Source organism: Actinomadura sp. B10D3 (assembly GCF_039871695.1).
GTDB lineage: Bacteria > Actinomycetota > Actinomycetes > Streptosporangiales > Streptosporangiaceae > Spirillospora > Spirillospora madurae.
The window spans coordinates 107,610-130,348 of record NZ_JBDPLY010000005.1 but is presented as its reverse complement, the minus strand read 5'-3'; the positions used below and the strand labels follow the sequence as shown (position 1 = coordinate 130,348).

The following is a 22,739-nucleotide window of genomic DNA, read 5'->3' as shown; positions in this document are numbered from 1 at the left end:
GCTACAGGTAGGAGGGGGCCTGCACCCGGCCCCGGAACGTCCACCACACCAGCGCCTGCGACGCCACCAGCAACGGCAGCACCGCCGCCGTCACCACCGCCGTCATCGTCAGCCCCGCGCCCTCGGCCACCACCCGCGACCACGGCACCTGCGACCCGGCCACCACCGGCACCCACGCCATCACCAGCGCCGACAGCCCGTACCGCGCCGGGAACCGGCCCGCCCGCTCCGCCAGACCCGCCGGCAGCCGCCACCGCGCGAACCCCGCACCGTGCCAGGCGAACAGCGCCGCCAGCGGCAGCCCCAGCACGCTCCCGGCGTTCAGCCCGCCGCCGGCCACCACCGACCCCAGAACCGCCCCCCACGCCAGAGCCAGCGCCCAGCTGCCCGCCACGACCGCCCCATCGCACGAACCGCGCCACGCCGCCGCGTCCACCCGGCCCCGCAGCCACAGCCCCATGTCCCGCACGACCCAGCCGATCAGCAGCACCACGACCAGCGGATACAGCTCCTCCAGCAGCCGGTGCTCCAGCCCCGGGAACGCACCCGCGACCAGACCCACCACCGCCACCAGCCACACCTCGTTGCCCAGGAAGAACGGCGCGAACGAGGCGATCACCAGCCGCCGCTCCCGCTGGTCGCGGCCCAGCCACGGCAGCAGCATCCCCACCCCGACATCGGCACCGCCCAGCACCAGATACCCGCCGGCGAACAACGCCAGCAACACCACCGCGAGAGACTCCATCGAACAGCTCCTGTCAGAACGTCGCGCTCAACACCGGCTCGGCCGGACCCGCCGGGGGAGCGGCCCCCAGCCCCGCACCCCCCGGACCGCGCCGCGCGAACCGCGCCAGCAGCCACGCGTTCACCACGAACAGCACCGCGAACAGCACCGAGAACGCCGCGAACGACACCGTGACCGTCCCCGCACCCACCTGCGGCGACAGCGCGTCCCGCGTCTTGAGCACCCCGTAGACCATCCACGGCTGCCGCCCCACCTCGCGGAACACCCACCCCGACACCATCGCCACATACGGCAGCGGCACCGCCGCGATCATCAGCACGTGGAAGACCCGGCCCCGCACCAGCCACCGCCCGAACGGCAGCTTCACCAGCGCCACCGCCGCGATCATCAACATCAGCAGCCACATCGTCACCATCAGGCCCTCACCGACGCCCGCCGGCCCCGGAGGCATGTAGTCGTCCGGCCCGAACCGCGCCGTGAAGTCGGCCACCGCCGCCCGGGCGTCGTCCCCGCCGCCCTTCGTCGGCTGGATGTACGCGAACTGCGTCCCCCCGAAGATCACCACCGGCATCACCGACACGATCACCGTCATCAGCCCGATCCGCATCGACCGCCGGAAGAACTCCACCTCCGCCGTCCGCCGCAGCAGGTGGTAGCCGCTCACCCCGGCCATGAAGAACCCCGCCGTCAGCAGCCCCCCGAACAGCACATGGAAGAACGCCAGCACCGCCGTCGGATTCGCCAGCAGCGCCCCCGCATCGGTCAGCCGCGCCGCACCGTCCACCATCTCGAACCCCACCGGCCGCTGCAGCCACCCGTTCGCCACCAGCACGAAGTACGCCGACAGGTACGCCGTCAGCGTCACCACCCAGATCAGCGCCAGATGCACCCACCGGTTCAGCCGATCCCACCCGAAGATCCACAACCCCAGGAACGTCGACTCCACGAAGAACGCCACGATCGTCTCCAGCGCCAGCGGCGCCCCGAACACGTTCCCCGTCACCCGCGACAGACCCGACCAGTTCAACCCGAACTGGAACTCCATCACCAGACCGGTGACGATCCCCACCGCGTAGTTGACGACGTACAGCTGCCCCCAGAACCGCACCATCCGCGCATGCACCGCACTGCCCGACACCGCCGCCCGCGTCTGCGTCAACGCCACCAGCGTCGCCAGCCCCAGCGTCAACGCCACGAACAGGAAATGCGTACCGGCCGTCAACGCGAACTGCACCCGCGCCAGAACCAGCGCGTCCCCACCCATCAGCACACGCTCCAAGAATCGAACCGCAACGACCCCACGATCCTCGGAGCGCACACACCTCCGCCGAATCGGACGCGAGCGTGCAACCGCCCTGCGCCTTTGGCGCAGCAACCCCCGCCCGCCTACATCTCCCGATGTACGCGCCCCCGCCGCGCCCCCAACCCCAGGACGACCGCCGTCACCAGATACGGCACCGCCGCCGCCCCCATCAGCACCCCCGCGCCCGCCCACCGCGAACCCAGCGCATACCCGGCGAACGCCAGCACCGCCACCGTCTCCGACCCGAACCCCGCCACCGACGTCACCGTCGCCCGCGCCCCATCACCGATCCGGTCCTGCAACCGCGCGTCCGCCGCCGCCATCGCCCACCGGAACACCCCGAACGCCACCGCCACCAGCACCAGCCCACCCGGCCGACCGCCCAGCGACCCCACCGCAAGGCACACCGCACCCACCGCCAGCACCGGCGCCAGCCACCGCACACCCCGCCCCGCCAGCCAGCCGCCCACCGCGTCACCGACCGTCACCACCAGAACCAGCAGCGGAACCGACGCCGCCGCCACCCCCGTCGACCGCACCAGCAACGGCACATACTCGTCCAGCGCCGTCACACCCTCCACCACCACGACCAGCAGCAGCGCCCACCGAACCGCCGCCTCACCCCGCACCTGCGCCCACCCCTGACGCACCACCGACCCCAGCGACGGCTCCGGCTCATCCTCACCGCCGCCCCGCGACTCCGGCAGGAACCACCCCGCCACCGCACACGCCGCGCACACCGCCACACTCGCCAACCCCAGCGCCCGGTAACCCCCCGCCGCCAGCACCGGCGACGCCACCGCCGACGCCGCCACCACCGCCAGCAGAGACACCGCCTCAGAACGCCCCATCAACCGCGCGTACGCACCCGCCGCCCCCACACGCTCCAGCCGCTCGTACACCAGCGCCTGCATCGTCCCCGACCGCAGCGCCGTCCCCGCACCCCACAGCACGAACCCCGCGGCGAACGCCGCATACGAGGGGAACAGCACCCACAACCCGAAACCCGCACCCGCCAGCAAGGGAGAAACCACCAGCAGCAGCCGGCGCGAGAACACATCCGCCCACACACCGGACGGCAGCTCAAGGGAGAACGTCGTGACCGACCAGGTCACGAACAGCGACGAGATCGCAGCGGGCGACAACCCGGTCTCGGCGAACAGCACCGCATACACCGGGTACAGAAGAACGAAATCCTCGAGGAACGCGTAGGCGTACAGCCTCCGCGCGAGCCCCGCCTCAGGTGAAGATCAATGTCGACGTCGCATACCCCGCACCCTAACCCCCGCCACCGCGCTCCCGCACCCCCCTTATTCCGGGGGACCCTCCACCGGCGCACCCGCGGGGGAGCGGCCGAACAGCGCCAGCAGCCGCGCCTGATCGTCGGCATCGTCCGGGACGGCCACCTCCGGCCCCAGCATGCCCGCCTCACGCCCCCACGGCGCCATCCGCTCCGCGGTCTTCAACGCCGAAGCCACCAGATCCGCGTCGAACACCACCGCCCGCCCGGTCGCCTGCGCCAGATCCCACGTGTGCACCAGCAACTCCAGCGGAGACTGCTCCAGCCACTCGCGCATGCTCATCTCCACACCCGTGGCCAGCTCCAACCGCCGATCCAGCACCTCGGGCGTCAGCAGCGCCATCACACGGCCGCGCACCTCCCGCCACGACGCCAGCGGATCCGCGCCCGCCACCGCCCGCCAGTCCGGATCCTCCCGCGGGAGAGGACGCCCGGCCGCCCGCATCTCCACCACCAGCAGACCCGCCGTGACATGCCCCGCCACATCGACCGCCGCCCACCCCTCGCACGGCGACGGCGAAAGCCACCGATCCGCCGGCGTCGCCGCCAGCACCGCCTCGAAACCGTCCAGCGCACGGACGAACTGCTCTGGAACCACGACGCCCACATCCCGTTCCCGACGCCCACACCCGCACGGCCCCGCCAATGTAGCGACCGCCGTCGCCCGCCCAGCGCCCCATGGCCACGACCGGCCCGCGCTAGACGCCCGCCACCAGCATCTCGATCAGCGCGGCCGTCGCCGGCGGATCCGGCGGCTCGCCGTAGGTGACCGCGAAGATCCTCCGGGTGCCGCCCTCGATCTCCGTCGCGTGCACCCCCGGCTCCCGGGTGATCAGGTAGAGCGGGTCCTGCAGCAGGGGAGTCAGCCGGAACCCCTCCTCCTCGTCCGGGGTGTCGGCATGCCGGAACACCAGCGCGACGTCGACGCGCCCATCGCGCAGCATCCGCAGCCCCTCCACCGGATGCACATCGACCAGATTCAGCTCCACACCCGGATACGACGCCGCCAGCGCCGCCGCCCGGCCAGGTCACCGAAATCCACGACCACCTCGTGTGGTGCTCCTTCCTCGCCCTGCAGGGCACCGAAACCGAAACCCTCTACGACATCGACGGCGACCACCTGATCCAGATCGGCGAACGGCACCGCCCCACCGGATCGGTCAGCGGCACCGCCCCGCCCGACGACATCCACCGCGTCCGCAACACCGGAGACACCGTCGCTATCACCTTGCACGTCTACGGCGCCGACCTCAGCAACAACACCAGCGTCCGCCGCACCTACCACCTGTCAGACGACCGTCCACGCACCCCATGACCCCGCCGGCGGCTCGCCTTCCTGGCGGGGGAGTAGGGCTTGCGCAACACCTCTGCGAGATCGTGCGCCCAAGCCCCTGCCGCTCTTCGGGACCAAGCGGCTACGGACGCCCGATTCCGACACTCCGACCCGCCCCCGCTTGGAGATCGCGCACTAATCCATGGGGTCAGGTCAAAAGGCGTCGACCTCGATGCCAGCGCCCAGTTCCGCCGCCTTCCGGTAGGCGGCCTTGAGATTGGCGAAGTTGGCTTCAAGGTACCCGCGGTCTCGTTTCTCGTCGTAGTCTCGGCCGAGATCCGAGCGCCGGAACGCGGCCAGGAACTGCTCGAAGGTAAGGTCCTTCAGCTCCTGCCAGCCGCTTTCGACCAGCCGGGGACTGATACTGCCGGAGTAGCCACCGTCAGAATCCTCGGAGACTTCATCATCGTCAGATGCGTTGGAATGGCCGACAACCAGGACGTCGCCGTCAAGCTCCAACTGATCCAAGCCATCGCTGAGGTAGTAGTAGGCGGTATCGACATCGTAATCATCACCTACCGGCTTACCGTCCTTGACTATCCGATAGTAGGTAACCATACCCATGAATTGCTGACCTTTCCTCGTGTCGCGCGAGTTCAACGCGTTCAGCCTGGGTGGCCCACCTCTCCGATGAAGGGGAGGAAGGTGAGTTCGTCGGGCTCATGATGCTGCCGCCTGCGCATGGTCCCGATCAACCCGACGATCCCACCGTCTGCGATCTGGGGTGCGTGCAGGCGTCGCAGCCGTGGGGGAGCAGGCGGCCGAGACACGCCCGCGTGCCACAGCCGCAAACAACCCCATGCCCCGCTCAGCGGGCCCGGTCGTAGACCAGGGACAGCGCGCCGTGCTCACCCGCGGCCTGGGTGGCGAGCGTCCACCGCGCCTCGGGCAACCCGTCCTCGAACAGCCGCGGACCGCCGCCGAGGAAGACCGGGAAAATCATGATCGACAGCCGGTCGACCATGTCGGCCGCCAGTAGCGCCTTGATGACGCTCGCGCTGGAAGGCACGAGAATGTCGCCGCCCTCACCCGCCTTCAGTGCCGCGGCCACCTCCGCCGCCGGCCTGTCGACCACCCTCGTCCGCTCCCACGGAGCTTCCTTGAGGGTGGACGACATCACCACCTTCTCCACGCCGACGAGCCACTTCGCAAAGCCCTCGTCCCGCGGATCGGCGCCTTCCATGCCGATCACGGACGGCCAGAAACCCATGAACCCCTCGGCGTTCACCCGCCCGAGCAGCACCGTCGTCGCCGTCTCCCAGAGGCCGCTCATGTGGTCCCGGGCGACATCGGTGACGGCGAACGGCATCACCCAGCGCATGTCCTCCGGGGCGTCCTGCCTGGCATAGCACCCATCGAGCGACAAGTTCATGTTGACGACAACCCTGCGGCCGCCGGCCTGCTCCGTCATCTCATACTCCCTGTGTCGTGTTGCCTGTGTCGTACTCAGTGCCGCCAGCCTCCGCGGCCACGAGCGCGACGAGCTTGTCCAGGCTCTGTCCGAACCCCATCTCGATCCCCGCGATGAAGTCCGCGGAGTCGATCGTGCTGTCCGTGACCCGGTACAGGACGTCCAGAGCCGCCCCGGGTCTGGTGTCCCGAAGGCCGAAGTCGACGTGGGCGGTGAAAGCCACGCCGCCACCGGGAAGCAGCGGCGAGCTCCGGTAGGCGAGGCGCTCACCAGGGCGGACGTCCTCGACCACCCCCTCCGCGCGCCCGACGACCGCGTCGGAACCGTCCTCATCCTCGACATCGCGGTACTCCAGGACGACCCGCCCACCCGGCCGCGCCTCGAACACCAGCTCCGAGACACGCAGGTCCTCCGGCGCCCACCAGCGGGCGAGCAGGGCAGGCTCCGTCAGATGGCGCCACACCAGATCCGAGCCCCCTGCCAGCGACCGGTGAAACCGGAACGAGCGGCCATCGGCCCACCCCGCCTCCTCAGCCGCCAGGCGCTCCGCCTCGAGACTGAGCCCGTACCGGTCGAACGTCTCCCGGGCCCCGCCGGCCCGGTCCGCGGTATCGGCCAGCCGGCTGAGCTCGGCCGCCAGATCCCGCAGGGGAGCAGGCTGGAGTGCGTAGACGCGGCGCTGGCCTGAGCGTTGGGACGTGACGACGCCCGCACGTTCGAGCGTCTGCAGGTGCTTGGTCGTCTGCGGCTGGCGCGCACCGGCGAGCCGGGCAAGCACCCCGACCGAGCGAGGCCGCTCGGCCAGCAGCCCCACCAGCCGCCAACGAGCCGGATCGGCCAACGCGGCGAGAAGTTCCTCCATGGCCAGAAGTATTCTGCTCAACGAATATTCGTGTCAAGGAATATCTTTGATCACCAGGGGAGCGAGGCATGGGGGACCGGCTGAGGAGTCGTCAGGGGCATCCAGCGCGCCGCCACGGCGACCAAACCTCCGAGTAGCGGGTGCCACCGGAATACGGCGGAAACGTCAGCGGGCTGAGAGTGCGGCGTATGCCGTGGATCTGCCGATCTTGAGGGTGCGGGCTGCTTCGGTGACGGAGACGCCCCCGTCGACCAGTCGTCGCAGGGCGGCGAGTTCAGCGGGGCCGATGACTCGAGGTCGGCCGATGCGCTGCTTGCCGGGCAGCAGCTTCCCCTCGGCCTCGCGCCGCTTGGCGGCGGCGATCCCCTCGGCCTGACGTTCGGCGCGCAGTTCCAGCTCATACTCGGCGGCCGCCGCGAGGACCGCGAACATGAAGCGGCCCTCTTTGGTCTCCAAGTCGAAGTTCTCGGTCAGGCTGACCACGCGGACACCCCGCTCGCGCAGCTCGGTCACCGTGGTGAGTACGTGTCCCGCGCTGCGGCCCCATCGGTCGGACTTCCAGAACTTCAGCGTGTCCCCGGCGACCGGCTTGGTGAGCAACTCCTCCCACTCCGGCCGTGCGGTGCCGCGCTTGCCGGACTCCTTCTCCATCACCAGCTCGTCGTAACCGTCGGCCTCCAGGGCGTCGAGCTGGAGCTGCGGGTTCTGGTCGCGCGTCGACACACGCGCGTACGCCCATACCTTCCCGGTCATCCAACCTCCAGCCGTCCGGAAACATATATATTTCTGGACACTCTAACGACCAGGCGCGATATCGTCCAGAAATCCATGTCCAAAAAATCCATGCGAACGTGGCGGCGTGGAAAGATCTTGTCCATGAGGCTGTCTCAGCCAGATGACCTGACCTCGCTCGCGCCGCGGACCGACTCCAGCGATGACGCGAAATGGCAAGCGTTGCTGTCGGTGCTCGATAGCCGGAGTGAGTACGGCGACGCGACCTACGTCAGCGATCCCGCTTACGCGGATGTGACCGTCCAAAGCCTCGTCGAGGCTGACACGGCCGCCGTGGAGGATGGCCGATGGAAGGGAACGGGGCGGCCATGACAACGGGTGATCGGGCGCCGAGCCAGGGGGCCACGGGCGATAGCACGTTCCGGCGTGGCGTCGAGATAGTCGGCGGTCCGTTCGAAGGCATGGCAGCGACGCTGGACAGCGTCGATGACGGGCAGATTTGGGTGCAGGTGTCCATTTTCGATCAGTGGACGCGGATCTCCCTGCGTCGTTGTCAGGTGGCCCTGCCGAGGGAACTGCACCGGTTCGGCATGCACACCACCCGGGTGCAGCCGGTCGACCTCGCCGACCACCTTCCCGAGTTGCTGCCGATGGCCCGGACGACGACCCGGCTGCACCCATGCCCGGGGTATCCATCGACGTCGGACAGCTCGGTGGGTGGACCGCTGCGCTGGCCCGCCGTCGAACCGTGGCCGAACTGCTCGATGCCCCACCACGCCCCAGACGACGTCGCCGTCCCGGGCAATGTTGCCGATCAGCCCCGGAAACCGGTGCCGCTGGTGCCGATCGTCCAGTTGTACGCACGGGACGTGTCGGAGTTGCCGTTCCCGCCCGGGACGGACCTGCTGCAGGTTCTTTGGTGCCCGTTCGACCATCTCGACGAGGACGAGGGACCTTGGCCCCGGCCGATGCTGTACTGGCGGAACGAGGCGGCTGTCGGTGCCCAGCTCGCCGCCGGCATACCGGAGCCATCGGAGGACAGTCCATTCGGGACGGTGCCGCGGCCATGCCTCATCGATCCGGAGCCGATCGTCGAGTACCCGAACCCCGATGAACTGGCGTACCAGCCCGATCAGGCCAGCCGGATGGACGCTATCGAGGCGGCGACCGGCTGGTCGTACTCCCGCCATCTGTCCGTGGCGCCGGGAGTCAAGGTCGGTGGCTGGCCGGGCTGGACTCAGCCGCCACGCTGGCCGGAGTGCGCCTGCGGCCGCCGGATGGAGCACATGCTCACGGTCTCCAGCCGCGAGTACGACGTGGAGAGCGGAAAGCGCTGGGCACCGATCCAGCACGTCGGTGCCGACATCGATCCGCGAGTCGACTCAATCGAACGGGGCTTCAGCCCAACCGACCTCTGCATCGGTGACATGGGTGGGATGTACCTGTTCATCTGCCCAAGTTGTCCGGACACACCCTGGACGTACCGCTTCGACTGCTCCTGAACGGGACTATTCGGACCTCCCTCAGGGGGCGAACAGGACGCGGGATTCGAGATCGAGGTGCGTGGTCGGGGCAGCGGCCGGCGGGGTCAGGTTGAGGATCCAGTTGCCGAACCGACGGATGACGTGGGTGATGTAGGGCGAGATGGTGGCCAGGTTGTCGGGGTCGACGGGGCGGCCTTCGGCGGCGATGGCGTTGGCGGCGTCGGTGATGTCACAGGCGGTGGAGTGGATCACGCAGTTGGCGAGCAGCTCGTTGAACTTGATGATCTTCTCTTGGTAGTCGGGGTCGTTGTGGCCGATGAGCTTGCCGCCGAACATGAGCCAGTCGCCGTGGAATGCCTCGTTGCGGTTGGTGACCTGGGTGATCTGCTCGCGCAGGTCCGGGTCGGACAGAAACCGCAGCAGCGTGATGGTGCGGGCGGCGCGGCCGAGTTCGCGGAAGGCCCGGTAAAGGCGGTTCTTGCGGGAGAGGTTGCCCAGGCGGCGTAGCAGGGTGACCGAGGAGATCCGGTTCTGCCGGATTGAGATCGCAGTGCGCAGCAGGTCGGTCCAGTGGGTCTCGATGAGTCGCCAATCGGAGGCAATATCGAGCTAGGGGACTGGATCCACCACCAGCAGCCGGGCCAGCCCCGCTCGGGCCGCAGCATCGACCCGGCCCGACACCAGCGTGAAGACCCCCCGGTTCACCTCGGTGCGGATCTTCTTGGTCAGCTCATCCAACGTCGTATAACCGGGCAGCTCGCACTGCGCGCGGACCAGCTCCTCTGCGCCGCCCTGCGGATCGCCTCGGCCGCCACCGCCCGAACCCCGGCCGCGTCGTAGGTGACGCCCATCCGGGTGCGCACGAAACTCCGGTGCCGCTCCGCGGCCTTGGCCAGCATCACGCCCTCAGGCAACCCGACCACGCTACGGATGTGCTCAGCGACCACCGCCGGGACGTCCGCCAGCTTCGGGAAATACCCCAGCCGCTGGTAGGCCTTCAGCCACACCAGCAATGCCAGCAGGTGCTGGTCATCCTGCGTCTTGCCGCGCGCCCACTCCACTGGGGCATCCCCAACTCGTCTCACCGACCCAGCCGGGCGCTCCAGAAGGAACCGCTGGTGTTACGCAGGATTCCTGACGGCAAGGAGGCGGAGGTGGCCCGGGGGGGACCCTCAGAGCGGCCGAGGTCGACGCCGACCTCGGCTAGGGCGACGTGCCGTGGACGGTCCTGGCCGACCCGGAGGGCAACGGGTTCTGCGTCCTCGGCCGGGGCTTGTGGGTGCGGGCGAGCCGGGCGGCGCGCAGCGCGGGAACAGTGCGCGCGTCGCCGGTCTTGTCGACCCGCCAAGGGTGCCGGGGTCGGCTCCATTCGGCGTTCGAGGTGCCTACTTAACATAATGCTCATTATCGACCAACGGTCGAACCGGGCGAAGTGGGGCGGACCGTCGGTCCGGAACGGTGCGGTCAGGTGTTGCGCGACGCGCGCTCGATGCCGAGGTCGATCCAGAAACGGTCCTCGCCGCGGGCCCGGCCGTCGTGCACACCGCCGTTCGCCAAGATCACCCGGCGGGACGGCTCGTTGTCGGCCGCGCACGTCAGCAGCACACGCTCCAGCCCGACGCCGCGGCATTCGGCGAGGCCCGCGGCCAGCATCCGCGTGGCGTGGCCCTGCCGCCGCCGGGCCGGCACGACGTGGTACCCGACATGCCCTCCGGCCTCGGCCAGCTCGGGCGTCAGCCGGTGCCGGATGATCAACGTGCCGATGTAGTCCTCACCCGAGACGTACCAGTACGTCGTGCACGGCACGCCCCAGCGCCGCTGGACGCCGCGCCGCTCGGCGACGAACGCCTCGAAGTCCTCCTCGGCGCCCTCGAGCCAGTCCCCGGAACCGGACGCCGCCAGGTCGGCCCGCTCCCCGGCCAGGAACGACTCGCGGACCGCCGTCGTCGGCGGCACGAGGCACGGCGTTCGGCTCGGGGCGTCCATCTGCCCTATTCTCGCCCGAATTCGATGAAACCGGCGACGAAAAGCGCGAGTCTCACCCCCTGTACCTGATCCACCCGAAGGAAGGTGACCGTGAGCGAACACCTCGACCAGGTCTTCGGACAGCTCGTGAAGCGCAGCTGGCAGCGCTTCTCCGAAGAACTGCACACCCGCGAGATCGACGATCTGCTCGTCGGCGCCGTCATCACCGCGGCGGTCGCCCAGGGCAACGCACTCATCGACCTGAACTCCGACGGCAACCACCACTACCTGCGGTTCCAGCACCGGGAGCGCAAGCACCGCCTGATGTTCCAGCTGACGCACCGTGCCGGGACCATCACCGCGGCCAAGACCCTGGGCCAGCACGCCGCGGTCACGATGGCCTACGGCGAGTACGTCCAGGACGCGCGGACGGTGTGGCAGGCGCTGAAATCCGAGGTCAAGAGCAGCTTCCTCGACGTCGGCGAGCCCGGCGTGCTCACCGTCGACGCCGACCTCGGCACCGGCTACGTCTACGTCCAGGTGCCGCTGCTGCTGGACCTGGACCAGTACTTCGCCGACCAGTACACGGTGAAGTACCCCGTCCTGCAGGAGCACATCGCCGCCGTCACCCAGGCCTGCGCGAAGTACCTGCACGGCCGCATCGCCGCCTGAACCGGAGGACACCGCCATGCTTTCGATGATCAACAAGTTCAAGAACAACGCCGAGGCGCGGGAGAGCAAGGACGAGGCCCTCATCGGCGAGATGGTGTTCACGATGGCGCACCTCGGGTGCCCCGTCATCGGGATCAAGTCCGGCGCCGACCTGCAGTACGTGCGGTTCAAGCCGGTCGGCGACCCGGTCCTGTACAGCTTCACGATCGCGCTGGACCGCAAGACCGGTGACAGCGCGCTGCAGCAGGCCGTCCTCGGCAGCAAGGCGACCCTCACGTTCGTCGCCGAGGTGAAGAACCACATCGCCGACCCCGACGACCTGGTGGCCATGTTCCGCACCGACATGGCGAACATGCTGCGCAGCCCGTGGTTCGGCGACATCAAGCTCGATCACCAGCTCAACTCGGTCACCGCGACGAAGAAGCAGCTGATCGACATCGACGACTACGCCGACGCCGACGGCGCCGACCGTGAGCGGCTCAAGCAGCTCCTCCAGGGCACCATGCAGGAACTGCGCGAGAAGGTGGGCCCGTACAAGAAATGAGTGGGGCGGCGGGTGGCGCGGGCGAGGAGTCCGCGCCACCACTCCTCCGCATCGGCCGGCAACCTTCTTCACCTCAAACCAGACAGAAGGAGGATTCTGTCTGGTTTCGGGCACACTGCTCCCGCCGTTTTCTCGGTGAAGGGCCACGACCCGTTCGCGGTATCGCCAGCCGCTGGTCTCGGCGCCGGTGTTCGATCTCCGGTGACGGATCTCGTGCAAGGGACCGCTCTGCTCAACTCGAGCGTCCTGGACGATAGGCGGCTTGGGGCGTGGGGGCGTCCACTCCCCTGCCGGGTTCGAGGTGGCCGGTGAGGGCGGCGAAGCGGAGGGCGTTGCGGACGGCGGCGCCGCCTGGGTCGTTGTTGAAGTAAACGTAGGCGTCGTCCGTGCCGCCGAGTTCCGTGGCCCAGGTCTGGAGTGTCTCGTCGTCGTAGTCCGGCCAGGGTTCTGCCGGGCCCTCGTGGAAGCGCAGGTAGAGCCAGCCGGTGGTGCGCCAGAGGGGGGTTTGGGCGCGGCCGAGGCGGTCGGCCCAGCACAGGGCGGCGCCGTGCTGCTCCAGGACATGGCGGGTCTCGTCCGTCCACCAGGTGGGGTGGCGGGGTTCGACGGCGATGCGGACGTCGTCGGGGAAGCGGTCCAGGCAGGCGGCGAGGCGGTCGGGGGCGACGCGCAGTGTGGGCGGGAGTTGGAGCAGGACGGGGCCGAGGGTGGGGCCGAGGCCGGCGGCGGCGTTCATGAGGCGTTCGACGGGTTCCTCGGGGTCCTTGAGGCGTTTCATGTGGGTGAGGTAGCGGCTGGCCTTGACCGCCATGACGAAGCGGGGCGGGGTGCTGTCGCGCCACTGCTCGAAGGTTTCGCGTGAGGGCAGCCGGTAGAAGGCGTTGTTGTTCTCGACGGTGTCGAAGACCTCGCTGTAGCGGGGCAGCCAGCGGCGCTGTGGGAGGCCGGGCGGGTAGAGGACGCCGCGCCAGTCGGCGTAGTTCCATCCCGATGTCCCGATGAGCACGGCCTCTCCCCCGCTTGGTGGTCCGTGCCCGTGGTCATACCCGTCGGTGGGGTTCCAGTGCGCGGATGTAGTCGACGAGGCGGACGCCGATCTCGAAGGGCAGGTCGGGGGTGGTGAGGTCGGCGTCGGGCCAGGTTTCGGAGATGCGGCGCCAGGGGGTGGGGCCGAGGAAGGCGCCGGCCTGGGGTTCGTCGCCGAGTTCGGCGCGCCAGGCGGGTTCGGTGGCGAGGAGGCGGGTGAGGGCGGCCTGGTTGTCGGGTTCGGCGCGGTGTTCGGCGTGGTAGCCGATCTCGATGGCGTGGGTGCGGCAGCCGGGGGCGATGTCGGCGGGGATGATCTGGGCTTCGTAGTGTTCGCGCTGGGGTGCGGGGTCGCCGAACCAGGCTTTGACGCCGTTGCCGCGTACCTGGACGTGCGGGTGTCCGAGGCCGGGCGGGGTGGAGCCCCGGATGATCTCGCCGACCTGGTCGAAAAGCGCCCAGTCCTTCATCGTGGCCCGATTTTACGGCGGTTCTGTCGGTGGCGGGAGGTAGCGTCCGGCGGGTGCGTCCTGTCGATGTTCAGCGTCTGTCGGTGGCCGAGTGCGTTGATCGTTATGCGGAGCTGGTGCGTGCGAAGACGTCGACGGGGGCGTTGTCGCCGGCGACGGCGGAGGTGTACGCGCGGGATGTGCTGACGTTCGCGGCGCTGGCCGGTGGGGATCGGGTGCTGGACGATCTGACGGGTGCGGACGTCGATGAGGTGCTGTTGCGGTTCGCGCGGAAGCCGGATGAGCGGCGTCGTCGGGGGGCGGAGGGCGGTGCGGGTACGCAGAGTGCGGCGTCGCAGGCGCGGTTCCGGCGGTCGGTGTCGGCGTTCTTCCGGTATGCGGTGGTGGCGGGGTGGGTGCAGCTGGATCCGATGCGGGCGGCGACGGTGCGGCCGAAGCAGCGGGGCGGGTTGCGGGCGGAGCGTCGTGCGTTGACGGCGGAGCAGGCGGAGGGGTTGCTGGGGGCGGCGCGGGGTCTGGCGGAGGAGCCGGTGGCGCGGCGGCGTGCGGATCAGCGGACGGAGTTGCGGGACGGGCTGATCGTGCTGCTGCTGGCGGCGGTGGGGCCGCGGGTGTCGGAGCTGACGGCGGCGAACGTGGAGGATTTCTTCGTCAATGCGGGGACGCGGTATTGGCGGATCTTCGGTAAGGGCGGGCGGACGCGGGATGTGCCGTTGCCGCATCCGGTGGTGGAGGTGCTGGACGCGTATCTGGCGGAGGGGCGGGTGCTGCTGGATCGGGGGCGGGAGCCGAAGGCGCTGTTGCTGTCGTGGCGGGGGCGGCGGTTGGCGCGGGGGGATGTGCAGGGGGTGATCGATCGTGTGCTGGAGCGGGTGGAGCCGGGGCGGCGGCGGAGTGTGACGCCGCATGGGCTGCGGCATACGACGGCGACGCATCTGCTGGCGGCGGCGACGGACATGGACGCGGTGCGGCGGGTGCTGGGGCATGCGGATCTGTCGACGCTGGGCCGGTACCGGGATGAACTTCCGGGTGAGTTGGAGGCGGCGATGCGGGTGCATCCGCTGCTGGGGCCGGTGGAGGGCCGGCGGGGTGGGTGAGCGGCCCGGGGGCGGGGGTCAGTGGGGTCGGAGTGTGCGGCCGAGGGTGTAGGCGGCGGTGAGGTCGGTGCCGCGGTAGTCGAGTGCGGCGATGTCGGCGAGGTGGTGGTCGGCGTTGACGGCAACGGTGTTCGCGAGGTGGCGGAAGAGGGGTGCGTCGGACATGGAGTCGCCGTAGGCGGTGCAGTGGGCGGTGGTGAGTCCGTGTCTGGTGAGGAGGTCGTCGGTGAGGCGGACCTTGTCGTCGGGGGTGAGGACGCCGGCGGGGTCGAGGGTGCCGGTGAAGGGCATCGGGGGGAAGCGTGAGGCGATGACGTCGTCGAAGCCGAGGTCGAGGAGGTGGCGGGCGAAGAAGTCGGGCGACATGGTGATGACGGCGGAGTGCTCGCCGCGGGCGCGGATGTCGGCGCAGACGTCGGCGATGCCGATGATCCAGGCGGCGGCCCGGTAGGCGGTGGCGACGAGGTCGAGGGTGAGGTGGCGCCAGAGCCGGTGGATCTCGGTGGAGAAGCCGCGTGTGTCGAGGGTGCCGGCGGCGAAGCGGGCTTCGAGGTCGTGGAGCTCGGGGAGGGTGCCGAGGTGGCGGGCGATCTCGAGGTTGGCGGTGGTGCCGGTCAGCAGGGTGCCGTCCATGTCGAAGATGTGCAGGTGTGTCACATGGGTGAAGTGTGGCTCATGGGCGGGTCCGGCGGCGAATCGTGTCCGTGGTCAGTCGTCTGAGGGCCAGATGGCGTAGGAGATGAGGATGGCGGCCCAGATGCCGAGGGGGACGGCGGGCCAGAAGCGGGTCCACTCCCCCGCGCGGAGTGAGGCGACGGCCCAGATGGCGGTCATGATGACGGCGCCGCCGGCCCAGTAGCCCCATTCGTTGTTGCAGGCGCGGCGGTCGGCTTCGGCCTTGGCGGCGCGGCGGGCCTTCTCGGCGCGGTCGCGGGCGGTGGGCGAAACGGGCAGGTCGGCGGTGAGGGGGGCGAGGTCGCCGTGGGTGGTGGCGGTGAGGGCGTGGTGGAGGCGGCGGTCGTGTTCGGCGGGGTCGAGGGCGCCGTCGGTGAGGGCGTCGGCGAGGCGCTGGACGGTGTGGTCGCGGTCCTGGTCGGAGGCGCGGACGTGGTCGTCGCCGGTCCGGTGGTGTGTTCCGGTGGGGTGGTCCATGGCGGGTTTCCTGTCGGTGGGTGTTCTGGGGTCACCGCGGTGAAGGGCCGGCGGGGTTCTCGTTCCAGGGTCGCGCGGGTTCGGGGGGCGGGTCGTCCTCCGGGGTGAGGATCGGGGTGTACTTCGTTCGCAGGATGGGGTGTCCTCCCCTGCCGAAAGTCGGGGGTGGCGGTGGCCTTTCGCGGGATCCGCCGGGCGGTGGTGTTTTCCTAGCGTCGTGACCCATGGACGGGATCTTGGGTGTGGTGGACACGGCGGTGACGTCGCCGTGGTTCTACCTGGTGTTGTTCGCGGTGGCGGCGATCGACGGGTTCTTTCCCGTGGTGCCGAGCGAGAGCTTGGTGATCACGGCGGGGGTGTACGCGGCGTCGGGCGAGCCGCGGCTGGGGTGGGTGGTGGTGCTGGCGGCGCTGGGTGCGTTCACCGGTGATCATGTGTCGTTCCTGGTGGGGCGCCGGGCGGGTGGGCGGTTGGTGCGGGCGGCGCGGCCGGGGTCGCGGCGGGCTGCGGCGTTCGGGTGGGCGCGGCGGACGATGGCCGAGCGGGGTGGGTTGATCCTGGTGGTGGCGCGGTATGTGCCGGGTGGGCGGACGGCGGTGACGGTGACGATGGGCGCGGTCGGTTACCGGTTGCGTTCGTTCTCGCTGTTCGCGGTGGTGGCGGCGGTGTCGTGGGCGGTGTACGGGGCGTTGCTGGGTTATGTGGGCGGAGTCGCGTTCGAGCACGATCCGGTGAAGGGCGTGGCGGTCGGGCTGGGGTTGGCGCTGTCGGTGACGGCGGTGGTGGAGGCGGTGCGTTTCGTGCGGCATCGGCGTGCTCGCGGGGCGGCCGATGCGGCGGGGGCGAAGGACGGGGTGCGGGAGCCGGATCCGGTGGGGCCATTGTCCGGCGGGTGACTGTGGTGAGGTGAAAGGGTTGCTTTCTGGTGGCCGTAGGTTGAACTTCGGCGGTCCGTCCGGTGTCTGAAAGATGTCGGGCATGGGTTGCCTTCGGACGTGAGGGAGAGCATGGGAGCGCCGGATTTCAGCGCTGATCTGTACCGGGAGATCACCGAGTTCGCGGAGGGCACCCCGTCGTGGGTGCATTCGGCGGCGGAGGTGGGGACCGACGGGGGGCTGCTGCTGTTCGCCGCGCTGTTCGTGGCGGGCTGGTGGCGGGCCAGGGGGCGGGACGCGCGGCAGATGGGGCTGGCTCTGGCGGCGCCGTTCGCGGTGGTGGCGGCGTATCTGGTGAGCGAGGTGTCGAAGAGCTTCATCCAGGAGGAGCGGCCGTGCCGTGCGGTGGCGGGGGCGGTGCACATCGCTGCGTGTCCGGCGCCGGGTGACTGGTCGTTCCCGAGCAACCACGCGACGATCGCGGCGGCGTCGGCGGCGGCGATCGTGGTGGCGTGGCGGGCGTTGGCGCCGGTGGTGCTGCCGCTTGCGGCGCTGATGGCGTTCTCGCGGGTGTTCGTGGGCGTGCATTACCCGCATGATGTGGCGGCGGGGTTCCTGGTGGGCGTGGTGGTGGCGCCGGTGGCGGCGCTGGTGCTGGTGTGGGCGCTGCGTCCTTTGGTGGAGGCGCTGCGGGGTGTGGCGGCGGGTGCGTTGCTGCTGGGTTCGCCGGTGGCGGCGGGTCCGGTCGGCGGGTCCGGGGTTCCGCAGCCCGCAGGAGGTGCGCCCGGGGGTGCGGCGCCGGTGATGGGTGGGGCCAATATGGCTCAGCAGGCGCCGTCGGGCGGGGCCTGGGCCGGTGACGCGTCGGTGACGATGCCGGATGTGATGGGCGGTGTGCCGCCGCGCCCGGGGTCTGGGCCGGGCCGTATGCCCTGACCGGTGTTGGCCGGTCGTGCGGGCCGCCTCGGGGTGGTGCTTCGGCATCGCCCGGGGCGGCCCGTTCGCTGTGTTCGGCGTGAGTGCGGGCGAGTGTCAGGGGGGTTCGTCGGTGGTGTCGACGAGGCCGGCTTCGTAGGCGATGACGGCGGCTTGGACGCGGTTGCGGACGTCCAGGCGGGTGAGGATGGCGCTGACGTAGGCCTTGACGGTGCCTTCGACGACGTGGAGGCGTGCGGCGATCTCGGCGTTGGACAGGCCGGCGCCGAGCAGGGCCAGGACGTCGCGTTCGCGGGGGGTGAGGGCGGTGGTGCGGTGGCGGGCGCGGGCGCCGCCGGCGAGGCGTCCGCCGCCGAGTTCGGTGATGACACGGTGGGCGACCTTCGGTGACAGGTAGGCGGCGCCGCCGGCGACGGCGCGGACGCCGGCGATGAGCTCGCGGGGGTCGCCGGACTTGAGCAGGAAGCCGCTGGCGCCGCCGGACAGAGCGCGGGCGATGTACTCGTCCTCGCCGAAGGTGGTGAGCATGATCAGGCCGGTGGCGGGGGCGACGCGGCGCAGTTCGGCGGCGGCGGCGAGGCCGTCGAGGCGGGGCATGCGGATGTCCAGGAGGGTGACCTCGGGGCGGTGCCGCAGGGTCAGGTCGATGGCCTCGTGCCCGTCGGCGGCCTCGGCGACCACCTCGATGCCGGGGTCGGCGGTGAGGATCGCGCGGACGCCCGCGCGGATCATCGCCTCGTCGTCGGCGAGCAGTGCCCGGATCACGGGTCCTCCCGGTCGTCGCGGTTCTGGACGCTGAGCTGGTGGGTGTCGTAGGAGTTCTTGGCGGTGAGGCGGCCGCCGGTGAAGCACAGGCGGTAGATGCGGGCGGTGCCGAGCAGGTCGGCGTCGGGCCGGTAGTAGCGGCAGTCGGCGTCGGCGGGTTCGGGGACGACGTCGCGGACGACGGCGGTGCCGGTGGCCTCCCTGGGCGGCAGTGCCTCCTCGACGCGGTCCTGGGGGGTGCCGACGCGCAGTGCGGCGTAGTCGTCGGGTGGCAGGACGGAGTTGAGGGTGGCGTAGACGTGGTAGCCGAGCATGATCGCGCCGAGGAGGGCCATGAGGGCGGTGGGGACGGCGATGGCGGTGATGAGGCCGCGGCGTGCCTGGCGTCGTTTGCGGGCCAGGTGCCGGGCGGATTCGGTGGCCCACCCGTCCTCGGAGGTCCGCTCCCCCGGCGCCGTCCGGCCGGACGAGGCGAAGGATGTGAAGCCGAGAGCGCTGCGCAGGGCGTCGCGGCCGGTTGGCCCGGGCGCATTGACCGTGTCCCCCGTGTCCCCCGTGTCCGTCCTGTCGGGCGGTGGGTGCGCGGGCAGGTGCGGGGTGTCGGGGAGCTCGGCGGTGACCTGGAAGCCGCCCTCGGGTGTGGGTGCGGCGTGCAGGGTGCCGCCGAGGAGGCGGACGCGTTCGGTGAGGCCGGCGAGCCCGCGGCCCCCTGACGCCAGCGCCGCTCCCCCGCTGGGCGGGCCGCCGGGCGGTGGGTCGTTGGCTACGGTGACGGTGATGGTGGCAGGGTCGCCGTCGCGGCGGGCGAGGGTCACGGTGACGGCGGCGCCGGGGGCGTGTTTGGCGGCGTTGGTGATGGCCTCCTGGACGACGCGGTGCGCGGTGAGCGCGGTCAGCGATGCCGGTTCGGGCGGCGCGTCCCCGGAGGCGCCGACGGGGCCGGTGGTGAGGGAGACCGGGACGCCTGAGGCGCGGGCGCGGGCGACCAGCTCGGGGATGCTTTCGCGCGCGGGCGGCACCGGCACTCCCCCGCCCGCCGGAAGGGCGCCTGCGGAGTCCGCGGGGGCGTCGCCGGGGGCGTCGTCGCGCAGGACGCCGATGATCTCGCGGAGGTGCTCGGTGGCGTCGGCGGCGCCCGCGCGCAGTTCGGCGGCGGCGGCGCGGTGCCGGTCGCCGAGGTCGGCCGCGACCTCCAGGGCGCCGGCGCGGACGGCGATGAGGGCCAGCTCGTGGCCGAGGGAGTCGTGCATGTCCTGGGCGATGCGGGCGCGTTCGCGGAGCCGTTCGCGTTCGGCGATGATGCGCTGCTGGTTCTCCAGGTGCTCGGCGCGTTCCCATCCGGCGCGCAGGAGCTTCTGGTACTGGCGCCAATAGCGGCCCACCAGCCAGGGCAGGACGCCCAGCAGGACCAGCCAGACCGTCGAGGGGAACCAGGTGGTGACGTCCAGGCCGCGGGCGACCGACAGCAGGGAGCCGCCGACGAACACCGCGGTGAACCCCCACAGCAGCGGCCGCGCCCGGGCGGTCCGCAGCCCCGCCAGGTAGGACATCACGGGCATGGCGAACACGAAGTTGCCGTGGACGAGGATGAGCGCGATGGCGGTGAGGAGCGCGGCGGCCGGCCAGGCGCGGCAGACCGCGACCGCGGCCGCCAGGACGCCGAGCCCGGCGACCTGCGCCCACCAGGAGGGCAGGGCGGGCTGCAGCGGGGAGATCAGGTTTGCCGTGACGGGCAGGGCCAGCACGCCGAACAGCAGGACGTCCTTGATCAGGGCCGTGCGGGAGGGCCGCCGGGTCACCGCGCCCCGCAGCGCGTCCCTGGCCGCATCCCGCACCGTGCCGCTCACCGTGTGCGTCACGGTGTGCGTCAGCGCGTGCGCCGCCCGGCGGAGCGCCGGGCGGCGGGCGGGCGTCGCGGTGCCGGGGACGGGGGCGGCGGAGTCGTTCACGCGGTCCACGCTACTGGCCGGTGATCTGGGGCGTTACTGACGAAAGTCAGGGGTCGGGGGCGGTGCCGCACCACAAAGATCGGCGCGACGCGCACAAGGGGGGCGACCTGAAATACGGTTGGGCCGTGACAGCGCCCCCGGAACGCCGCCGACGCCTGCCCGCCGTGCCGGGCCGGGCGTGGTGGCCGCGCGGCCGGGCCGCCGACGTGGCCGATGCGATCCTGGCGGGCCTGGTGCTGGTGGTCACCCTGTGGATGAGCGTCGCGGCGGCCAAGCCCGCCGACCGGCCGCTGTGGCCGGGCGGGCTGGCGCTGATCGCGGCGGGGGCGGGCGCGCTGGCGTGGCGGCGGCGGTATCCGGTCGCGGTGCTGCTGATCGCGGTGGTGGTTCCGCCGCTGTACTACCCGCTGGGGTACCCCGACGGGCCGGTCTTCGTGGTGCTGTGGGTGGCGCTGTTCACCGCGGCCGTGGAGAGCCGGCTGCTGGTGTCGCTGGGCGCGGTGATCGTCGTCAACGCCGAGTTCCTGGCGGTGGCGGTGACCTGGGGCGGCGGCGGCGACCCGGACGCGATCTTGGACGCGCGCGGCGTGGCGTCGCTGTCGATCGGGCTGCTGCTCGCGGTCGGGCTCGGGCAGTACGTGCGCAGCCGGCGGGAGATGGCCGAGGCCGCCCTGCGCCGCGCCGCCCAGGCCGAGCGCGACCGCGAGGAGGAGGCGCGGCGCCGCGCGGTCGCCGAGCGGCTGCGGATCGCGCGGGAGCTGCACGACGTGCTGGCGCACCAGATCTCGCTGATCAACGTGCAGGCCGGGGCGGCGCTGCACCGCCGCGACGACGCCGACCGCGCGTACACGGCGCTGGAGGCGATCAAGACGGCGAGCAAGGAGACGCTGCGGGAGCTGCGCGAGGTGCTGGGCGTGCTGCGGCAGGTCGACGCCGTCGACGCCGCCGATGGAGCCGGTAAGGACGAGCGGGGGGACGGGGTGGCGGTGCCGCCGCCGTCGCCGGTCCCGGCGCTGGAGCGGATCGGGGACCTGCTCGACCGGACCGCCGCGGCCGGACTGTCGGTCCGGCGCGCCGGCGACCTCGCCGGGTCCGGTGAGGAGGCACTGGCGGGGCTGCCGGCGCCGGTCGGGCTGGCCGGCTACCGGATCGTGCAGGAGGCGCTGACCAACGTCGTGCGGCATTCGGGCGCGACGTCGGTGACGGTCGAGGTGCGGCGGCTGCCCGGCGAGGTGGTCGTGCGGGTCGACGACGACGGGACGGGCCCCGGGCCCGCCGCGGCGGGCGGGAACGGGCTGCGGGGCATGCGCGAGCGGGCCGCCGCGGCGGGCGGGGAGCTGACCGCCGGGCCCGGCCCGGCGGGCGGGTTCCGGGTGTGGGCGCGGCTGCCGCTGGACGGCGCCGCGGAACTGGGCGAGCGGGAGGACGAGGCGTGATCCGGGTGATGCTGGCCGACGACCAGACGCTGGTGCGGGCGGGGTTCCGGTCGATCCTGGAGGGCGAGGACGACATCGAGATCGTCGCCGAGGCCGGGAACGGCGAGGAGGCGGTGGCGCGGGCCGGGGAGCTGCGTCCCGACGTGGTCCTGATGGACATCCGCATGCCCGTCCTGGACGGTCTGGAGGCCACCCGCCGGATCATCGCCGACCCGCGCCTCGCCGACGTCCGTGTGGTGATCTTGACGACGTTCGACCTGGACGACTACGTCTACGGCGCGATCAAGGCCGGGGCCAGCGGGTTCCTGGTCAAGGACACCGAACCGCCCGAGCTGATCCACGGGGTGCGGGTGGTGGCGCGGGGTGACGCGCTGCTGGCGCCCACGGTGACCCGGCGGCTCATCGCCGAGTTCGCGTCCCGGATCACCGCGCCTCCCCCGGCGGTCGAGCTGAACTCCCTCACCGACCGGGAACGCGAGGTGCTGGAGCTGGTCGCGGCCGGGCTGTCGAACGAGGAGATCGCCGGGCGGCTGGTGCTGTCGCCCGCCACCGCCAAGACCCACGTCAGCCGTATCCTGTCCAAACTGGGGGCGCGGGACCGGGCGCAGCTGGTGGTGCTGGCCTACGAGACGGGAATGATCCGCCCCGGCTGGCTCGGCTGACCCGGGGGGCTGCAACCGGG

29 protein-coding genes and 1 pseudogene are annotated in these 22,739 nt (G+C 71.2%); 11 read left to right on the top strand and 19 right to left on the bottom strand.

The window, feature by feature from the left end; all coding sequences use genetic code 11:
- Window position 1: 1 nt before the first annotated feature.
- The 5 genes from ABGB11_RS11250 to ABGB11_RS11230 all read right to left on the bottom strand — a co-directional run bounded on the left by ABGB11_RS11250 (window position 2) and on the right by ABGB11_RS11230 (window position 4,337).
- On the bottom strand, window positions 2-745 hold the full coding sequence (locus tag ABGB11_RS11250) for a cytochrome d ubiquinol oxidase subunit II (RefSeq protein WP_347631605.1): 744 nt from the start codon (window positions 743-745) through the stop codon (window positions 2-4).
- A gap of 13 nt (window positions 746-758) precedes the next feature.
- Entirely contained in the window at window positions 759-2,009 is a 1,251-nt protein-coding gene (locus ABGB11_RS11245) for a cytochrome ubiquinol oxidase subunit I (RefSeq protein ID WP_347631603.1), read from the bottom strand.
- A 122-nt stretch (window positions 2,010-2,131) separates the two neighbouring features.
- Window positions 2,132-3,268 carry an MFS transporter gene (locus ABGB11_RS11240; RefSeq protein WP_347631958.1) on the bottom strand — a complete coding sequence of 379 codons (1,137 nt, stop codon included), beginning with the start codon at window positions 3,266-3,268 and terminating at the stop codon, window positions 2,132-2,134.
- Between the two features lie 90 nt (window positions 3,269-3,358).
- Window positions 3,359-3,955 (bottom strand): TIGR03086 family metal-binding protein, encoded by a 597-nt coding sequence (locus ABGB11_RS11235; RefSeq protein ID WP_347631601.1) that lies wholly within the window; start codon window positions 3,953-3,955, stop codon window positions 3,359-3,361.
- A gap of 91 nt (window positions 3,956-4,046) precedes the next feature.
- Window positions 4,047-4,337 carry a hypothetical protein gene (locus ABGB11_RS11230; protein ID WP_347631599.1) on the bottom strand — a complete coding sequence of 97 codons (291 nt, stop codon included), beginning with the start codon at window positions 4,335-4,337 and terminating at the stop codon, window positions 4,047-4,049.
- 62 nt (window positions 4,338-4,399) lie between these two features.
- Here ABGB11_RS11230 and ABGB11_RS11225 point away from each other — a divergent pair, with 62 nt between their 5' ends.
- A complete protein-coding gene (locus ABGB11_RS11225) occupies window positions 4,400-4,663 on the top strand; it encodes a hypothetical protein (protein WP_347631597.1) in 264 nt (87 codons plus the stop codon).
- A gap of 171 nt (window positions 4,664-4,834) precedes the next feature.
- On the opposite strand, the gene ABGB11_RS11220 is transcribed toward ABGB11_RS11225, so the two are convergent.
- The 4 genes from ABGB11_RS11220 to ABGB11_RS11205 all read right to left on the bottom strand — a co-directional run bounded on the left by ABGB11_RS11220 (window position 4,835) and on the right by ABGB11_RS11205 (window position 7,707).
- Complete coding sequence (locus ABGB11_RS11220; RefSeq protein WP_347631595.1) at window positions 4,835-5,281, bottom strand: hypothetical protein; 447 nt, start codon at window positions 5,279-5,281, stop codon at window positions 4,835-4,837.
- A gap of 208 nt (window positions 5,282-5,489) precedes the next feature.
- Window positions 5,490-6,092, bottom strand: a complete 603-nt coding sequence (locus tag ABGB11_RS11215; RefSeq protein WP_347631593.1) for a dihydrofolate reductase family protein — start codon at window positions 6,090-6,092, stop codon at window positions 5,490-5,492.
- Window position 6,093: 1 nt separating this feature from the next.
- Entirely contained in the window at window positions 6,094-6,975 is an 882-nt protein-coding gene (locus ABGB11_RS11210) for a metalloregulator ArsR/SmtB family transcription factor (RefSeq protein WP_347631591.1), read from the bottom strand.
- A 144-nt stretch (window positions 6,976-7,119) separates the two neighbouring features.
- A complete protein-coding gene (locus ABGB11_RS11205) occupies window positions 7,120-7,707 on the bottom strand; it encodes a recombinase family protein (protein WP_347631589.1) in 588 nt (195 codons plus the stop codon).
- Between the two features lie 123 nt (window positions 7,708-7,830).
- On the opposite strand from ABGB11_RS11205, the gene ABGB11_RS11200 reads away from it, so the two are divergent.
- Window positions 7,831-8,058 carry a hypothetical protein gene (locus ABGB11_RS11200; protein ID WP_347631587.1) on the top strand — a complete coding sequence of 76 codons (228 nt, stop codon included), beginning with the start codon at window positions 7,831-7,833 and terminating at the stop codon, window positions 8,056-8,058.
- The gene (locus ABGB11_RS11195) at window positions 8,034-9,188 is read left to right on the top strand and encodes a DUF1963 domain-containing protein (RefSeq protein ID WP_347631585.1); all 1,155 of its coding nucleotides are present in this window, start codon (window positions 8,034-8,036) and stop codon (window positions 9,186-9,188) included. The genes ABGB11_RS11200 and ABGB11_RS11195 overlap by 25 nt, the downstream gene beginning before the upstream one ends.
- Window positions 9,189-9,209: 21 nt before the next feature.
- Here ABGB11_RS11195 and ABGB11_RS11190 read toward each other — a convergent pair whose 3' ends face one another.
- From ABGB11_RS11190 to ABGB11_RS11180, 3 genes are read right to left on the bottom strand one after another with little or no spacing between them, the layout of a single operon-like run.
- The gene (locus ABGB11_RS11190) at window positions 9,210-9,752 is read right to left on the bottom strand and encodes a Tn3 family transposase (RefSeq protein WP_347631956.1); all 543 of its coding nucleotides are present in this window, start codon (window positions 9,750-9,752) and stop codon (window positions 9,210-9,212) included.
- Between the two features lie 27 nt (window positions 9,753-9,779).
- Window positions 9,780-9,908, bottom strand: a complete 129-nt coding sequence (locus ABGB11_RS11185; RefSeq protein WP_347631583.1) for a hypothetical protein — start codon at window positions 9,906-9,908, stop codon at window positions 9,780-9,782.
- Window positions 9,896-10,231, bottom strand: a complete 336-nt coding sequence (locus tag ABGB11_RS11180) for a hypothetical protein (RefSeq protein ID WP_347631581.1) — start codon at window positions 10,229-10,231, stop codon at window positions 9,896-9,898. Before ABGB11_RS11180 ends, ABGB11_RS11185 begins: the two co-directional genes overlap by 13 nt.
- A gap of 128 nt (window positions 10,232-10,359) precedes the next feature.
- Between ABGB11_RS11180 and ABGB11_RS11175 the strand changes: the two are divergent.
- Window positions 10,360-10,434, top strand: a pseudogene (locus ABGB11_RS11175) (VOC family protein); the annotation flags it as partial.
- Between the two features lie 200 nt (window positions 10,435-10,634).
- On the opposite strand, the gene ABGB11_RS11170 reads toward ABGB11_RS11175, so the two are convergent.
- Window positions 10,635-11,156 carry a GNAT family N-acetyltransferase gene (locus ABGB11_RS11170; protein WP_347631579.1) on the bottom strand — a complete coding sequence of 174 codons (522 nt, stop codon included), beginning with the start codon at window positions 11,154-11,156 and terminating at the stop codon, window positions 10,635-10,637.
- Window positions 11,157-11,246: 90 nt separating this feature from the next.
- Here ABGB11_RS11170 and ABGB11_RS11165 point away from each other — a divergent pair, with 90 nt between their 5' ends.
- Both ABGB11_RS11165 and ABGB11_RS11160 read left to right on the top strand, forming a co-directional pair.
- The gene (locus tag ABGB11_RS11165; RefSeq protein WP_347631577.1) at window positions 11,247-11,807 is read left to right on the top strand and encodes a hypothetical protein; all 561 of its coding nucleotides are present in this window, start codon (window positions 11,247-11,249) and stop codon (window positions 11,805-11,807) included.
- A 16-nt stretch (window positions 11,808-11,823) separates the two neighbouring features.
- Window positions 11,824-12,351, top strand: a complete 528-nt coding sequence (locus ABGB11_RS11160) for a hypothetical protein (protein ID WP_347631575.1) — start codon at window positions 11,824-11,826, stop codon at window positions 12,349-12,351.
- A 232-nt stretch (window positions 12,352-12,583) separates the two neighbouring features.
- Here ABGB11_RS11160 and ABGB11_RS11155 read toward each other — a convergent pair whose 3' ends face one another.
- Complete coding sequence (locus tag ABGB11_RS11155; RefSeq protein WP_347631573.1) at window positions 12,584-13,357, bottom strand: DUF72 domain-containing protein; 774 nt, start codon at window positions 13,355-13,357, stop codon at window positions 12,584-12,586.
- Between the two features lie 34 nt (window positions 13,358-13,391).
- Complete coding sequence (locus tag ABGB11_RS11150) at window positions 13,392-13,847, bottom strand: hypothetical protein (RefSeq protein ID WP_347631571.1); 456 nt, start codon at window positions 13,845-13,847, stop codon at window positions 13,392-13,394.
- Between the two features lie 53 nt (window positions 13,848-13,900).
- Between ABGB11_RS11150 and ABGB11_RS11145 the strand changes: the two genes are divergently transcribed.
- Complete coding sequence (locus tag ABGB11_RS11145) at window positions 13,901-14,944, top strand: tyrosine-type recombinase/integrase (RefSeq protein ID WP_347631569.1); 1,044 nt, start codon at window positions 13,901-13,903, stop codon at window positions 14,942-14,944.
- 18 nt (window positions 14,945-14,962) lie between these two features.
- On the opposite strand, the gene ABGB11_RS11140 is transcribed toward ABGB11_RS11145, so the two are convergent.
- Together ABGB11_RS11140 and ABGB11_RS11135 are read right to left on the bottom strand one after the other, a co-directional pair.
- Window positions 14,963-15,601 (bottom strand): HAD-IB family phosphatase, encoded by a 639-nt coding sequence (locus ABGB11_RS11140; RefSeq protein WP_347631567.1) that lies wholly within the window; start codon window positions 15,599-15,601, stop codon window positions 14,963-14,965.
- Between the two features lie 51 nt (window positions 15,602-15,652).
- Window positions 15,653-16,096 (bottom strand): DUF1707 domain-containing protein, encoded by a 444-nt coding sequence (locus tag ABGB11_RS11135; RefSeq protein ID WP_347631565.1) that lies wholly within the window; start codon window positions 16,094-16,096, stop codon window positions 15,653-15,655.
- A gap of 224 nt (window positions 16,097-16,320) precedes the next feature.
- Here ABGB11_RS11135 and ABGB11_RS11130 point away from each other — a divergent pair, with 224 nt between their 5' ends.
- The gene (locus tag ABGB11_RS11130) at window positions 16,321-16,992 is read left to right on the top strand and encodes a VTT domain-containing protein (RefSeq protein WP_347631563.1); all 672 of its coding nucleotides are present in this window, start codon (window positions 16,321-16,323) and stop codon (window positions 16,990-16,992) included.
- Window positions 16,993-17,103: 111 nt separating this feature from the next.
- On the top strand, window positions 17,104-17,907 hold the full coding sequence (locus tag ABGB11_RS11125) for a phosphatase PAP2 family protein (protein WP_347631561.1): 804 nt from the start codon (window positions 17,104-17,106) through the stop codon (window positions 17,905-17,907).
- Between the two features lie 96 nt (window positions 17,908-18,003).
- Here the strand turns inward: ABGB11_RS11125 and ABGB11_RS11120 are convergent, their stop codons facing one another.
- On the bottom strand, window positions 18,004-18,672 hold the full coding sequence (locus ABGB11_RS11120) for a response regulator transcription factor (RefSeq protein ID WP_347631559.1): 669 nt from the start codon (window positions 18,670-18,672) through the stop codon (window positions 18,004-18,006).
- Window positions 18,669-20,621, bottom strand: coding sequence for a histidine kinase (locus ABGB11_RS11115; protein WP_347631557.1), 1,953 nt, complete (start codon window positions 20,619-20,621; stop codon window positions 18,669-18,671). Before ABGB11_RS11115 ends, ABGB11_RS11120 begins: the two co-directional genes overlap by 4 nt.
- 125 nt (window positions 20,622-20,746) lie before the next feature.
- Between ABGB11_RS11115 and ABGB11_RS11110 the strand changes: the two genes are divergently transcribed.
- The gene (locus ABGB11_RS11110; protein ID WP_347631555.1) at window positions 20,747-22,057 is read left to right on the top strand and encodes a histidine kinase; all 1,311 of its coding nucleotides are present in this window, start codon (window positions 20,747-20,749) and stop codon (window positions 22,055-22,057) included.
- Window positions 22,054-22,719, top strand: coding sequence for a response regulator transcription factor (locus ABGB11_RS11105; protein ID WP_347631553.1), 666 nt, complete (start codon window positions 22,054-22,056; stop codon window positions 22,717-22,719). The genes ABGB11_RS11110 and ABGB11_RS11105 overlap by 4 nt, the downstream gene beginning before the upstream one ends.
- Window positions 22,720-22,739 lie beyond the last annotated feature (20 nt).

Bases quoted from the DNA above. Each gene is read 5' to 3' on its own strand.
- ABGB11_RS11250 (WP_347631605.1), bottom strand. From the start codon at position 745: ATGGAGTCTCTCGCGGTGGTGTTGCTGGCGTTGTTCGCCGGCGGGTAT.
- ABGB11_RS11245 (WP_347631603.1), bottom strand. From the start codon at position 2,009: ATGGGTGGGGACGCGCTGGTTCTGGCGCGGGTGCAGTTCGCGTTGACG.
- ABGB11_RS11215 (WP_347631593.1), bottom strand. From the start codon at position 6,092: ATGACGGAGCAGGCCGGCGGCCGCAGGGTTGTCGTCAACATGAACTTG.
- ABGB11_RS11205 (WP_347631589.1), bottom strand. From the start codon at position 7,707: ATGACCGGGAAGGTATGGGCGTACGCGCGTGTGTCGACGCGCGACCAG.
- ABGB11_RS11200 (WP_347631587.1), top strand. From the start codon at position 7,831: ATGAGGCTGTCTCAGCCAGATGACCTGACCTCGCTCGCGCCGCGGACC.
- ABGB11_RS11195 (WP_347631585.1), top strand. From the start codon at position 8,034: ATGGAAGGGAACGGGGCGGCCATGACAACGGGTGATCGGGCGCCGAGC.
- ABGB11_RS11170 (WP_347631579.1), bottom strand. From the start codon at position 11,156: ATGGACGCCCCGAGCCGAACGCCGTGCCTCGTGCCGCCGACGACGGCG.
- ABGB11_RS11160 (WP_347631575.1), top strand. From the start codon at position 11,824: ATGCTTTCGATGATCAACAAGTTCAAGAACAACGCCGAGGCGCGGGAG.
- ABGB11_RS11150 (WP_347631571.1), bottom strand. From the start codon at position 13,847: ATGAAGGACTGGGCGCTTTTCGACCAGGTCGGCGAGATCATCCGGGGC.
- ABGB11_RS11135 (WP_347631565.1), bottom strand. From the start codon at position 16,096: ATGGACCACCCCACCGGAACACACCACCGGACCGGCGACGACCACGTC.
- ABGB11_RS11130 (WP_347631563.1), top strand. From the start codon at position 16,321: ATGGACGGGATCTTGGGTGTGGTGGACACGGCGGTGACGTCGCCGTGG.
- ABGB11_RS11125 (WP_347631561.1), top strand. From the start codon at position 17,104: ATGGGAGCGCCGGATTTCAGCGCTGATCTGTACCGGGAGATCACCGAG.